The 14315-nt window shown below is 38.0% G+C and carries 13 protein-coding genes; all 13 read right to left on the bottom strand.

The window, feature by feature from the left end:
• Positions 1-61 precede the first annotated feature (61 nt).
• Entirely contained in the window at positions 62-679 is a 618-nt protein-coding gene (locus IEU90_RS03370) for a DUF308 domain-containing protein (protein ID WP_153709782.1), read from the bottom strand.
• A 111-nt stretch (positions 680-790) separates the two neighbouring features.
• Positions 791-1309 (bottom strand): adenine phosphoribosyltransferase, encoded by a 519-nt coding sequence (locus tag IEU90_RS03365; RefSeq protein ID WP_153709783.1) that lies wholly within the window; start codon positions 1307-1309, stop codon positions 791-793.
• 17 nt (positions 1310-1326) lie between these two features.
• Positions 1327-3654, bottom strand: coding sequence for a single-stranded-DNA-specific exonuclease RecJ (recJ, locus tag IEU90_RS03360; protein WP_153709784.1), 2328 nt, complete (start codon positions 3652-3654; stop codon positions 1327-1329).
• A 518-nt stretch (positions 3655-4172) separates the two neighbouring features.
• Positions 4173-5609, bottom strand: a complete 1437-nt coding sequence (locus tag IEU90_RS03355; RefSeq protein WP_188357736.1) for a GH25 family lysozyme — start codon at positions 5607-5609, stop codon at positions 4173-4175.
• A complete protein-coding gene (locus IEU90_RS03350) occupies positions 5602-6042 on the bottom strand; it encodes a phage holin, LLH family (RefSeq protein ID WP_188357735.1) in 441 nt (146 codons plus the stop codon). Before IEU90_RS03350 ends, IEU90_RS03355 begins: the two co-directional genes overlap by 8 nt.
• Positions 6039-6356 (bottom strand): hypothetical protein, encoded by a 318-nt coding sequence (locus IEU90_RS03345; RefSeq protein ID WP_188357734.1) that lies wholly within the window; start codon positions 6354-6356, stop codon positions 6039-6041. Before IEU90_RS03345 ends, IEU90_RS03350 begins: the two co-directional genes overlap by 4 nt.
• A 12-nt stretch (positions 6357-6368) precedes the next feature.
• On the bottom strand, positions 6369-6857 hold the full coding sequence (locus tag IEU90_RS03340) for a hypothetical protein (RefSeq protein WP_188357733.1): 489 nt from the start codon (positions 6855-6857) through the stop codon (positions 6369-6371).
• A gap of 12 nt (positions 6858-6869) precedes the next feature.
• Positions 6870-7055 carry a hypothetical protein gene (locus IEU90_RS03335; protein ID WP_086131924.1) on the bottom strand — a complete coding sequence of 62 codons (186 nt, stop codon included), beginning with the start codon at positions 7053-7055 and terminating at the stop codon, positions 6870-6872.
• Between the two features lie 11 nt (positions 7056-7066).
• On the bottom strand, positions 7067-7543 hold the full coding sequence (locus IEU90_RS03330; protein ID WP_086131925.1) for an alpha-amylase: 477 nt from the start codon (positions 7541-7543) through the stop codon (positions 7067-7069).
• 12 nt (positions 7544-7555) lie between these two features.
• Positions 7556-7807 carry a hypothetical protein gene (locus tag IEU90_RS03325; RefSeq protein WP_188357732.1) on the bottom strand — a complete coding sequence of 84 codons (252 nt, stop codon included), beginning with the start codon at positions 7805-7807 and terminating at the stop codon, positions 7556-7558.
• Between the two features lie 13 nt (positions 7808-7820).
• Positions 7821-7988, bottom strand: a complete 168-nt coding sequence (locus tag IEU90_RS03320) for a hypothetical protein (RefSeq protein WP_179225363.1) — start codon at positions 7986-7988, stop codon at positions 7821-7823.
• 31 nt (positions 7989-8019) lie between these two features.
• Positions 8020-11643, bottom strand: a complete 3624-nt coding sequence (locus IEU90_RS03315; RefSeq protein ID WP_188357731.1) for a gp58-like family protein — start codon at positions 11641-11643, stop codon at positions 8020-8022.
• 1 nt (position 11644) lies between these two features.
• Complete coding sequence (locus IEU90_RS03310) at positions 11645-14311, bottom strand: NlpC/P60 family protein (protein ID WP_188357730.1); 2667 nt, start codon at positions 14309-14311, stop codon at positions 11645-11647.
• Positions 14312-14315: the final 4 nt, after the last annotated feature.

Here is a 14315-nt window from a genome sequence, read left to right as displayed (position 1 = left end):
TTTTAAATTTGCACTCATAATAAAAAAGGCAGCTAACTTGTATTGGTTAGCTGTCGTTGAATTAGTTTTGCTCTGCAATATCATAGGTTGTTTTTCCATCTTTAGCAGTATATAGCGCCTTACTTGAGTCACCAGGGTTCATAATGCTTATTGAATAACCATCCCCTAATGCTTTTGAAACTTGACCTGAATTGCTTTTAATTGATTTGGTTAAGTTGGGCCATCCCATTTGCTCAGCTTGACTAGGATCCTGTGCTAATGCCTTTAATGCCTCAACTGTATTATCATCTGTCGGGGTAATTTGGAAAGTTTTGCTATCTTCATTATAGTCAACAGTCCCAAGTTTCGAATATCCCTTTTGCATTTGCCGCAAAACAGCCATCGTTTTATTTTCTTGTTGGGCTTCATTAGCACTTGAGTTACCAAGAGCAAAGCCATTAGAGAAAGAAGAAAAACTATTTGACTGCGCAACACGGGAAGACGAACTACTTTGATTAGTTGCCGTAGAATTATTGTGGTGGAAATAAGGTAGGTTGATTGCACCATAAACAATCGCAATAATACTTAAAACAACAATAATGGTTCCACTCTTCCATTCACGGTATTGTTGCCATGAGTTAGCAAGGTAAAATCCACCAAGAATCAAAAACAGTGCACCCATTATTACTAGGAAAATCATAAATTAACTTACTCCTTTTTATTTACATATTGATATTGTCTCGCAATGTCCTAATTGATACAACTAAAATTTAAAAAGAAAAAAGGCCAGTTTTCCAGCCCCTCCTCCTGATTAAAATTCCATTAATGCTTTCATATCGTAATCCTTAATTTTATCACGACCATGAAGATCTTTTAATTCGATTAAAAATGCGCAGCCAACTACAATGCCGCCCATTTGTTCAACCATATCAATAGTTGCCGAGATCGTTCCACCAGTAGCTAAAAGATCATCTACAACTAAAACACGTTGTCCAGGTTTAATCGCGTCAGCTTCCATTTGAAGAGTAGCAGTTCCGTATTCCAAACTATAAGTTGCACTAATTGCTTTACGAGGCAGTTTTCCCTTTTTTCGTGCTGGCGCAAAGCCTACTCCCAACTCACGAGCAATAGGGCACCCAACGATAAAGCCACGCGCTTCTGGTCCTACTACCATATCAACTTTTTTATCTTTAGCATAATCAACTAATTCGTCGGTTGCTTGCTTAAAAGCAGCCCCATCAGCCATCAATGGCAGAATGTCACGGAAAATAACACCTTTTTCTGGATAATCCGGAACACTAGCTACATATTTGTAAAGGTCTAAAGCCATGAGATAAATAGTCTCCTTCAATCTAAATTAAGATATTGTAATAACCATTTGGCAACAGTTGCTGTGTCATTAAACAATAACTGCTGTTCAATTTTGTACTGTGCTAATTGTTTTTTATACCGTTTTGTTTGTGTTAAATCAGTTTTATCAACTAAATTATTAAAGCTCAACACATCACTCTTTATTGTAACAAATCCAGCCTCAGAAAACACTTGAATCATAAAATTTAATCGATCAATATTAATTTTTAAATAACGACTAATTGCTTGTAACTGAGCAGACCAATTCAATTGTTTTTGTTTATAAATAAATCGATAAAGCTGGGCAAAATCTGTCCGTGACGGGAGTCCAGCTAAATATGCACTTTTGCGTTGGTAGAGTAGTAACCGAATGACTGCCGGTTCTCCCTTATCTGCTTCAAAAATCTCTTTTAATGTTTCTTCGCTAACCGGACAATCAACTAAGGTAACCCTTTTACCTGCAAAGTCTGTTTGCCGAGCTTCCTCGACCGATAATGCATGTCCTGGCGTAACATGAGGTGCAATGTTTTCACGTAGTTTAGATTCCTGAACAATATAATAATCATGTGCCGTAAACAATTGCGGTGTAAGTTTGTTTGTACGCTCATCAACAATTACTGTTCCATTAATCTGTAAATCTTCTAGCATTAGTTGAATGCTTTGTTTTCCTCGCCATTCATTCAAACTAATCTTTACTGCCAAATTAGTTTCCCCAGTCGGCGAACTTAAAAGCGGTGCTAAGTCTCCCTGACCAAATGCCACGACAGTAATCTTACCTGTTTCAGTGATTATCGAAAACCTTAAATGCTGACCATCTTGCCCCATCGTTTTTACGTCAGCAATTTGAACACCATTTAACCTAAAAAGAGGCTCTATATTCCCAGGACCAAATGGAGCAATCCGTTGAATATCATTATATAATTGCAGATTAATATCATTCGGATTGATTGACATAGCAATTGGTAAAACCTGTTTTACAGTTTGATCAAACCCCTGTTGCTCTGCTTCATCCTCTAAGGCTCTTTCTAAAGCACTAATGTTGTCTTCAGTTAATGATAGTCCACATGCTGCAGGATGACCGCCAAATGTTGTAAATAGTTCCCGATGAGCTTCTAATGCCTTAAATAAGTTAAAAGCTTCAGGACTTCTCCCAGATCCCTTTACTACACTTGGATTTTGTTTATCCATTGAAACGATAATTGTGGGCTTGCCAGTTTTATTCATAATGCGGCTTGCTACAATACCCAAGACTCCTTGATGCCAGTTTTTACCAACAATTAATAGGACCTTTTTATTTTGGTTCTCAACGCTGCTCGCCTGTTTATCAGCCTCTACCATAATCTTAGCAACTAACTGCTGACGTTCTTTATTAGCTTGATCAACTTCCTTAGCTAGTTGCTGAGATTCATCCTCATCTAAACTTGTTAATAATTTAACGCCATCATTAGCATCTGCTATTCGCCCAAGGGCATTTAACCGTGGTGCAATTCCAAAACCAATATCCTGGTCAGTAAGATTAGCCGGATTAATACCTGCAAGCTTCATTAAAGCTGCTAATCCCGGCCGCATTCCCTGACGTAATTGTTGAATACCATAAGTAATTAATGCATGATTTTCACCTGTAACATTAACTACATCTGCAATTTCACCAATAGCAACTAAATCAAGCTGTTCAACCGGAAATTCATCAGTTAATGCCCAGGCTACTTTAAATGCTACTCCTACGCCGGACAAGTCTGGAAAAGGATAATCACTGCCGGGATAACGCGGATGGACAATTGCTACTGCATTAGGTAATTCAGCAGGTAATTCATGATGATCAGTGACGATAACATCAATACCTTTTTTCATTACTTCATCGATAACATCTTTCCCGCTCACACCATTATCCACAGTAATAAAAAGCTGCGTTCCATCATTAATCAGTCGTTGGTAAGCTTGGGCATTGGGACCATAACCATCAGTAAAGCGATTAGGGACATAATAATTTACGTTAGCCCCAATCGATACCAATGTTTCATACATTAAGGCCGTACTTGTAATCCCATCTGCATCATAATCACCGTAGACTGTAATTTGCTCTTGATTTTCAATTGCCTTTTCAATTCGTTCAACAGCCTTATCCATGTCATGTAGCTGATGCGGATCATGAATTTCATCCATCGTTGGTTTAAAATATTTTTTTGCTTGTTCGACATTATTAATCCCCCGTTGAACTAATAACGTTGCTAATATTTTAGAAATCCCTAATTCCTTTGTTAACACATTAATAGTATCTGATGAATCATTGTCTGCAATCTGCCACTTAAACTTTGCATCAATCATTTAAATTAAACCACCATTTCAACGCCAAACTAAACAAGAGGCTGGGAAATCTCAGTCTCTTTGTTTTTCACTTTATTATTTCAATTATCTGGACAACCATCATCAAGATTACAAATTCTTCTTATCTTGTTGGAAGTATTTTCTACTTATAACAAATACCGTTATATCAGCTAATCACATGTGTGTCAATGCTTTAGCTCTCCTTTAATTCTTACTCAATATCAACGATTTTTTAGAGTTTTTAAATTTTTTGCCCCTTTTATGCCCCTTATACAAATCAACGGCACCCTCTTTATAAAGAGATGCCGTTTTAATTTTGTACCACTCATATATTAAAAGCAATTATAACATAAATAAAAGAAAAGATGTCCACTAGGACACCTTAATTACCGGTTGTGGGCGCTTAGGGCGCTCTCTATGCATCACACATTAATCAGTGATGCACATTTGATTTTAACATAAAAATCCCCTAGTAGCTATTATCGAAAACGTAACAACTACTAGGGAATTTATTCCTACTATTTGAATTTCAAACTAATTAAGTTATTCTCTGCTTTTGTTGCTGAAAATTCATGGACTAATACTTCTGTTTCAGATTTACCATCCAATACTGGCATTGTTGGGCCTTTAATTGGGTTAAACCAATAATCAATATGGTTCCCCTCACCTTGCTCATTATCTGAATAGCGTGCAATTACTTGCAACTGACGACCAATCAGGCTTGGCGAATAATCAAATTGACCACTAAAGCCTGATAAATTGCTATTGAAAATAGCTGGATAAGCCTTTTTGACATCATCACGTTGAACTGGTTCGTATTTAATTCGTTGGACTTCACATTTATTAGTTACATCATAAAGAATTAAGTAACAATAGTTTAACCCCAACGACATATCGCTAGCAAACCAACCGCTAACTTGTAGCTTATTGCTAAAGACAACTGTGTCAATGTTATCAAGATTAGCAGCACTCTTCGTTAAATCTAATAATGATACGTAATCAGCAAAGTTACCATTGCCTGCAGCATCGTCTGTATAACGAAAAATCAGATGCAACTTCTGACCTTTCATTTGGTTAGTATAATCAAAACTTGCATTAAAGCCTGAATTAGCTCCGTTTGGAATATCTGGATAAACTTTAGGAACATCTGGTCGACTGGTGATATTAACCTGTGTTCGACCATATTCCTGATTACCTTGCTCATTGGTTATGATGGCGTAGGCATAAGGCTTCCCTTGTGCTTGCTCGGAGGCAAACCAGCCACTAACAATTAATTTATTATCATCGAAACGAACGGAATCTAAATTTCCACCGCTTGTTACTTTTTCTGACATTGTAAACACTCCTGTAAAATCTACACTAATATCAATTTGTTCGCCCCATGCATTACTACTAAATTGCCAAGCATCAGTATGAGTGCTAATTGCTGGGAAGTACTCATAATCTGGCTGAGTAACTCCTGCCATTGTTGGATAAGATGCAATCCAAAGTTTGGCACCTGTTGCCTTGTAGATGGCCTCGTAATCCCATAAATCACGCATTCCCGAATATGAATAGAACACTGGAATAAAACCAGCTTGTTTAACAGCATTACAGAAAATGATTGCTGCTAAAGTGTTTGCTGATTGGTAGCCTGCACGTTCTTCATAATCAAGGACTAATGCACTACCATGTTCAAGTCCCATCGTATTAGCTGTAGCAATAGCCGTATTGGCTTCTAAGCGTGCACGGTTGCCATCGCCAATAAAGCGGCTAAAGTGATAACCACTGACTTTAAGGCCGATATGTTTAGCTGCTGCAATCTGTCCAGCACCATATTGATTACGCCAATAAGTACTTTCAGATAATTTAATAATTGCCCCGCGAATTCCACGAGCTTTCCATTTTTCCCAGAAGCTATAGTAAGTAGCTTGTGGTTGATATGCAGAAACATCAATTACTAGTGATCTAACCATTATTAATCACACCCGTCTTAATTTTTCCTGTTGGAATTTCTGATGCGTTGGTATTGTCAATAACGCCTGTCTTAATTTGAGCTTGGGTGTTAGTTGGTGTTAAGTTGCTCTTCTCATAAGCTGTTTGGACAGCATGTTCCACAGTTGATTGACTTACATTAAAGCCCTTCTCAGCTAATGTACTTCCGACAGTTTGGGTAGCCACTTTAAACTTATCATGTCCGGTTAAGGCTCGGTTGCTTTCCAAACTAGTGACTGCATTGTCCGCTAATTTCTCTAGGACATCTAATAACTCTTTTTCTTGTAGCGTCTTGGCATGCAGTTTCTTCGCTTCCAAAACCGGTTTAAGGTATTTCCAGGCAAAAATAAAAAGCACTGCTGCAGTGCCAGATGAAATAAACCAATTTCCAAGATCTGTAATTAATTTAGTCATTTTCTTTCCTCCAAATTCGTAATTCGTCTTTCGTGATCTTTTAGTTCTTCATCGTGACGAACAAAGATTTTGTCTCCTCTTTCAAGTCGATCTTCTGAACGCGCTAAACGACTGCTTGATTTATCTACACTAATCTTTAATTCGTGAATGGCACGATTAACTGGTTCAAAAAGCTGCTTATGCGCTCTATTCAACGCCCACCGTAAAATTAATACAATAGCCGTTAAAATTGCTACAATCGATCCCCACTCATCCCAGTTAAGACTTAGAAAAGAATGCATTGTAATCCAATTCGCCATCAATAATTTATCCACTACTAATCACCTCTAGACAGTCGTGAAGTAAACCGTATGATATGTCAATAGCCCATCGTGGGTATATTTGTCGCCATCGCCAAACTTCTGGCAGTAAACGTGAACATTCCCATCAGGCGTAGTATGGATGAAAACACCTCGCGTACCAGTTGCACTCCATAATTCTTCATTCCCATCAGGGCGAATAATAGCAGGCAAATCAATAACTTCTATGTCATCAGTAATATCACGATTTACACCAAAGGCCAATCGTAATTCCACAAGCTTAAAGCCACCAAGATCTGCAATTCTATATGCACAGTTATAACCATTGTTTACATGATCCCAATCATATGCTCCATTTTTGTAAATGATCCCATCGCGTTGCCATGGACCTAATACGGGCAATTGATTAGTGGTTGCTAAGTTACCCGGCTTGTTTTGAACCATTGACCAATCAGTTGCTGGAAGAATCTTATTCCCATCGTGATCTTCAATATATGCTTTTGTTCCTGTAGCCATCTATATCCACTCCTATTGATAATTAACTTTCTTTTCTAGTGCCGTTAGTCGCTTCTCAATGCTTTGAATCTGGGATAGCAAGTCACCCTTACTGTTGTTCAAACCGATAATCGCACTAACATCGGTTACTGGATAGACAGTTCGCTTATCTCCAGAGCTATCTTCTTGCATTAAATAAACGTGTGTATTCTTTGCCATATCAATCACCTCTAATCAGGATTAATTGTCAGGTTGCTTATCATCGTTTCTGAATACCCTACTCGAGGAAGTGCGAAACCGACTGTACCGACATTTTCGTAACGCAACTTATCGGACGAAGTCGTTAAATCGGTAATTTTTAGGATTTCACCCGGTATCTCGTCTTCTGGGATTGTTTCATCTATATCAGTTGCTTCAGCGTAGCTCAACTTAGTTTCTTCAATGTTAACCAAGTGATCATGTAAAGTTGGGAATGTGTGGCGATTAATATCTACCCGCGCATCAACAACTTCATTTGGTTGCGGAATCTGATTAATTTGTGCTGAAAAGCGAGTGTCCCACGAATCAGTAATTCCCTTGAGATAACTCCCAATATAATTACCGTAATTCCGTAAGACATCCCAGTTGTGATTCTTTTGTTCGTAGGCTTGTGAATTCTGGAAAGGCGAAGGTTCGTTCCAGAGATCAATCTTTGGAAAGCCATCCATAGACTATCCCTCCTATTGCTGTGCTGAGGTCGATTCTGGTTGAATATACTGCATCCATTTTTGCTTAGCTAATTCCGTAATATCTTTATTTGATACATTATCAAAAGTCTTGCCTTCACCTAACATTTCCTTTGTAACTTTAATCGTGGCCATTGCTGTTTCACCTTGGTCATTCAGCCCGTTAAAGCCAACCATTGCATCTGTAGTATTACCTTGTGAGTCAAAGTCGTAGCTAAGCCGATTGCGATAAATATTCATTGGCATAGTGATCTACCTCCTACTTATTTTCCTTTTTGGCATTCTTTTTATCTGCAGTTAATTCATTAATTTTATTTTGTAGTTTCTTAACCTGTAGGCGTAAAACAGTATTATCAAATTCTAATTGACTGTTCTTCGCACGGTATTCTGTGATAACATCATTTGCTTCAACTTTTAAATTATCCATAATAAAATTCCTCCTAAATAAAAAGCCACGACTAACTCGTAGCTGCCATATGATTTAATTTATCATCAACATTCTGTAAACGTGTTTGTTCATAACCTTTACGTTTGGCTTTAATTTCCCAACTAAATTTGAGATTAGGTTGATCCGACTTTACAACAAAACGATTATGTTCACGTTGATCGACCCAGATATCACCTGGTCCATAAGCAGTAATAAATACATGATAAGGAATAGTTGTATTAACGGTTTCGTTAAATAACTTTTCAATTCCTATATAAGCAATCCCATCAGCGCTCGTTTGTCCTTCACCAATGTCGCCAAAATAATATTCCGCCGTTTCATAAGCATTAATAGTAACGGGCCCCTGGCTTGTCTTGACAATGGCGTTCTTGCTTTGATCAACTCCTAGCCACTTACGGACGTGAAGATTATCAACTTGGAGATTGCCAAGCGTGTGGGTCATGCCATCATCGAAACCATCATCAAGATATTTTCCTTGAAGTTTGATTGGTCCAGATCCGGCAATTTGAATTTCGTTACCATCGCTACCACCTCCAACATAGAAGCCAACCTTATTATCTTTTTGAATCTTGAATTTAGATTCATTATTACCATCGTCAAGGTGAAATGTAAATCCTTTGCTACGTTCTAGTAATGAGTATTCTTTATTACCTACCCACTGAACAATTTCCGAATTTCTAGGACCGCTACCCCATGATGAGCCATTTGGATCGTCAGGGTCCCAGCTACCATTCATGTCCACTACAATCTTAGGATGCCCTGCATTACCTGAGTTATTTATGATATTATCTCCGTTAGCATTAGCACCACCCCAAGTTGTTAAAAGAATATTCTCAGTGTCAGCAATGGTCAGTCCATTATCTGTATTAAGGTAAGTGTCATTACCTATTAAAGAGGTACCGCCTCTCTTCACCCAATAGATATTATTTTGTGAAGTTTGAAAGTACTGATCACTAGTACCGGTTTTAACTACAACACCTTTGAGCGTTCCACCAGTTATATCATCAGCACTAAAATTTTTAACATGAAGCTTAGCTGCATCTAAAGTTCCTGTAGTAATTTTATCTGCATTAATATCAGTGATGTAAGCACTTGGAATAAAAGCTTTTGAATTTGGACTCATGACAAATGAATCAGCATCAAAGTAAATCTTGTTAGATTGAATTAGGGTACGTCCAGCCTCTAAGTTGAATTGAGTAATCAAGTTACCTTTTTGTATACGCTCATTAATTGAACTAGCTAATTGAGTTCTGACTGATTCAAGGTCGCCTTTGTTAACCTTTGATTGCATTAAGTCCGAGAGTTGCGTGTACTTTGACGAAGCATCCTTTTGGTAATTTGTTACTGCTGACTGTAAACCGTCAATTGATGCTGTGACAGATTGAAGTTGGTTAACGCTAGCATTGTCGCTAGGTGCTGGAGCGTACGGAGTAGCAACTGGGCCATACTCTAACTTCAACTTGGACAATCGAATCTTACCGTTTCCCACGTACAGGCTAAAATTGTTTGATGTGCTGGCCCACGTCCAGTTTTCAACCTTATAATGTTTAAGATCTTTACCAGTTACGCGAACATTTTGAAGTGCATCGTAAGGACCACATGAAACGATTACATCTGTATCAGTACAGTCATCACTAATCTGTGCATCAAATGATACCGAGAAAACGTGCTCTGTTGCTTCAACAGATAAGCTCTGATATATACGTGAGGCAGTAGTTCCAACTTTTTCAAGCTCTACAAGACTATCTTTATACCGATTCTCAATATTATCGTAAATCCAATAGGCTTTACTAAAGACATCGGTAGACCTTAGAAGGTTAATGCCACCACCGTTGTTTCTGACATCATTAGACAGCTTAACGATGCTCTCACTCATCGTGTTACTCTTCTGATCAATCAGCGACTGTACAGTGTTTTGCGTAGTGAATCCTTTTCCATTAATAATGTCATTAACTTTAGATTCAGTAACCATACTCTTTAACTGGTCACTAAAGAGATTAATAGAAGCAGAATGAGAATTGACAGTGCCTTTTAGGTTATTTACCTCCGTTGCATCTGCCTTTAATTTGAGCGCTTTACTATTCTCATCAATAGCAGTTGAGTTTTTCTTGATTGAAGCAATAGCATCATCAGGGTTGGGGGAATAATCAGACTCAACATTTCCCATTTCTAATTGAGGATGATGATAAGTTGTAACAAAGTTTTTTCCTTCGCTCTTTCCCATATGACCCGCATACAGCCAAATATCATAAGGAATAGCATCATTAGGAGTTGTAAAAGTAAAGCTACGACGTTTGCCATCAGCGTTGAAATACCAATGAGCTGCTTCTTTATTGATAAATTTACCATCCAAGTTTTCCTTAAAGATTCTTACAGAAGCTTGCTCTACACCATTGGTATTCGTTGCCGAAACAGAAAACGTATAGGTAGTATTACTCTGCAAAGATGAATAAAGTAAATGATTGTCCCATTGAGGATAAGCATCCGTTGTTTTAGACTCAACAACAATATCAGTGCCACTATTTGGTATTAAGTTTCGACCGCCTATTCTTAGATTATTAACTTTATCCTTCAACGTCTGATACTCAGTAGATGATACCTTCTGATTAATCTGATCGGCCATTGTCTTTTGCTCAGCTGACAGTTGACTAATTAAATTATTAGCTTGGTCAACGACTGACTTATCAGCCTTTTGTAGTAACTGGTCTTTTGCTTGCTGGAGAATGGTTTCTGTCGATGTAATCTGATTACTGAGTTTTTTGTTATCTCCTTCAACTGCAGTAACTCTAGTAGTTAAACCACTAACAGACAGTTCTGCTTTGGTGGCAGTACTAGTAGCATTCGTCGCTTCAACAGTAGCACTGGTAGCTGTTTGGGTGGCAAGTACAGCATTACTCTTTGCGTCTTGCGCTAATGTAGTTGCTGTATCTGCAGTCTGTTTTGCAACTGTAGCATTATTTTTAGCGTCTTTAGCAATTGATTCAACTTGACCGTTAGCAATCTTCAACTCATTGATTGCATCTGATGAGCTTTTTGATTGGACACTAACTGCTTCATTAGTCTTAATAATCGCAGCACTATTAGCTTGAACATCAACTTTAAGATTAGCAACGTCACTAGTGGCACTTGCAACATCTGCCTTCACAGAGGAAACATTGTTAGCAACGTCTGCAACCTGATTTCTAATTGCAGCTGCTTCACTGCTGGCATTTTCCTTTATAAATTGTGCTTTGCTTGCCGCATCGTCAGCCGCTTCTTTGGCTTCACTAATAGCTGAACTCTGTGCAACAATCGCATCACTATTTACCTTAGATGCACTAACAGCCGAGTCAGCATATTTTACCGCTGATTCGGCTGAGTTTTTCGCTTCAACAATTCCCTTTTGGGCTTCAACAACTTTCTTATTAACTTTGTGCATATCCTCCTTCATATTGGCTTGGTCATTAGTATCATTAACATTAATCCATTCGCCGTCAACCATGACCATCGTTTGAACCAATTTGTCATGATTGCTAATTTTATGAGGAACAACAGCATTTTCATGATTTCCAATCACCGCTGAGGAAGCATCAGTTGATGAAGTATCTGTTGAATTATTTTTTGCTTCGTCTGAGAGCTGATTATTTTCTGCCATTCTATGTCTCACCTCCTATCGTTAAATCTTTATCAGCATTATTTGAAGAAGTAGTTTGATCAACAATCGGTTTTACCCAAATTGCACCATTTTTAACTGCTTGATTAGCCGATGGATCGTGTTGCCCATAAAATACTTGTGGAATTCGATCAAACATGGCATTAGCTAGTTGCTCAAGTTTAGTTAATGAAGTTTGCGAGTGTAACAATGTTGCCGGCAAATTCTGATAAATATTATCGGTTCCTTGTGAAGGATTATATGGATACCAGGTATAGCCAACTAAAGTAACTTTAGTATTATAAGCATGTTGAGTATCAGTCTCACCTAGCAAAGTTCGATCGTCTACTTCTGGAATTGTTAAATACACTTGTTCACCTGGGATTGGCATTTCATTAGTGTTCAAAACAATTTCAATTGAAACAGATGGCTCCAACACTAACTGAGTACGGGCATATTCTCGCATAGCGTTAGCATCCTTAAATCTGTCATCTTGCAATGTTGATGAGGCAGGATGCAAGCCCCACTCTTCCACTGAGTGTTCATCCGTTAAAGTAAACGGCTGAAAATAATACTGGGTTTGTTGGGTAGTAGTTTCTGGAGTATAGCTTCCCCCGTTATAGGTCTCTACTGTTTTAATACTTTCAGTAGGAACTGATTCTATTTTCTTAGTGCTGATCTTGGCCTGCATTTCGTCATTACGGCCATACCAATCTGGCGGGAAACTATCGATAGTAGCTGTCTTACAACTCTGTCCTGGTTCCGGCTCATAAATTTGAGTATTCTTATCCAAAATCAAACAAATATGATGAGTTCCTCCATGCGGACCATAAAAGCCAACATCACCTGGTTTAATTTCTGATCGTGGAATCTCCCGGAAGTTATTCTCCATTGCGATCGTATATGCTGGAATTTCAATTCCAAAGTCATGATAAACCTGTGATACATAACCAGAACAATCCATTCCTGCAAATGGATTAGCCTTATTATGACCACCCCATACATACGGAACACCTAGATACTTCTTAGCGTCTGCTTGAAAGTCTGCGGTATTATCTTGACCACTTTCGACTTGTTCTTCACCATCAGTAATAGTCGTAGAACTGTCTGCACTTCCAGATACAGACTCACCACCTGTCGAATCGTCAGTTGAATATGATCCACCAACACAAGTAATCTGATTGACAATAGTCGTACTATCTTCAATCAACTTCATATTAGTTGAATCATGTTGATATACAATTCGTCGCTGATAGTTTCTTAAAAATTGATCAGATGAGTATACGTCTACTCGTTTTCCAGATGGTTTGATAATCGTGCCAGGCCAAGTTGAAACAATCTTACTAATCATATCTTTTCCAGAACATCCACCTAGATTTTCAATTTGCTGTTTTGAAAAGTCTCCAAACACATGATATGAAAAGCCAAATGGATTAGCAGCTTCGTCGTTTAAAAAGAAATCTAGTACTTCATCAATAGAATAAGTTAGTGTACCACTGCGTACATTCTTCTGAAAGACCCGACCAATTTCACTATTAACATATTGCATAGCCGTGACGGTATACAGCGAAGTTCCAGTCCTATCTTGTTCGATATTCTTAATGATATATAGGTCGTTATTAAACTCGATAGTTGATTCATTAGCAATTAGAGCAAAAGATGGTGACCCATCATTATATGCCACGAACTGCAACTGATTAGTCTGATTATTCTCATATTGAACTTGGAAAGATGATTTAAGAAAACATGTTAACGGTACCGGTTTAGTAGTATGAATTCCTTGAATTGTGATTTGAGGATTAAACTTTGGCGCATGGTTAAACTCAGCTGGAACCTGAGCAGTGATTTTATCATTAACAAAAATAGACCCGTGCCGCATTTTAAATGTTGCTCGAGTCTTTTCTGTATCAGCCCAGTTAAACATGTCATCAATAGTAGATGAACGAAATACTAGTCCATTCCCCTCAGTTTGATCTGCAAATAGCCGAACACTATTACCATCAACAAACATATTAGGCCCTTCAACCCAGCCAGCAATACCACTACTATGATTACTATATTTTTGAGGTGTAGGTGCAAAGTTAACCGGAAACTTCTGATAAGGACCAAGATAATTATTCGAGCTAAATATATAGTTACCACCAATTGTCAGATAGTAGACTCCATCTATTAAGCAGATGTCTGGATCAATTCGGTAACTATTATCAATTGCTCCATCAACAAATGTAATAGCTTGTCCCTCGCTTGTAATCTTGTTAGTTTGCGGGTCAAAGTCAGCAATGTAATCATTTAAGATCCCGGCTTCTGCATCCCCTGCACAGTAAACAATATGATACTTTCCATTTGTATCTTTAAATATTTCTGGTGCCCACACATTCTTATAGTTCTTGTCATCCTTCAAATAATCCAGCTTTTCAAAATTATAAAAATCTGTTGTTACATAAAAGGCACCAGTCCCGATAATGTAATATCGATCTTCTATCTTAATTAGGAATCCGTCGCGTAAGCCTTCTAATTGTTTTAAACGCGTTATGACTTCCCAACTGACTAAATTATCCGAATAAGCCATAATTGGGGTTGCCTGCCAAGGGTCTTTATCGGTGGGGTGTGATTCAAAGCCAAAATATACATAACGATGTTGTTCTAATGCTTCTAAAACAGATATTGTCATCTGA

Source organism: Limosilactobacillus caviae, assembly GCF_014635905.1.
Taxonomy (GTDB): domain Bacteria; phylum Bacillota; class Bacilli; order Lactobacillales; family Lactobacillaceae; genus Limosilactobacillus; species Limosilactobacillus caviae.
This window is presented reverse-complemented; position numbering and strand designations above follow the sequence as displayed.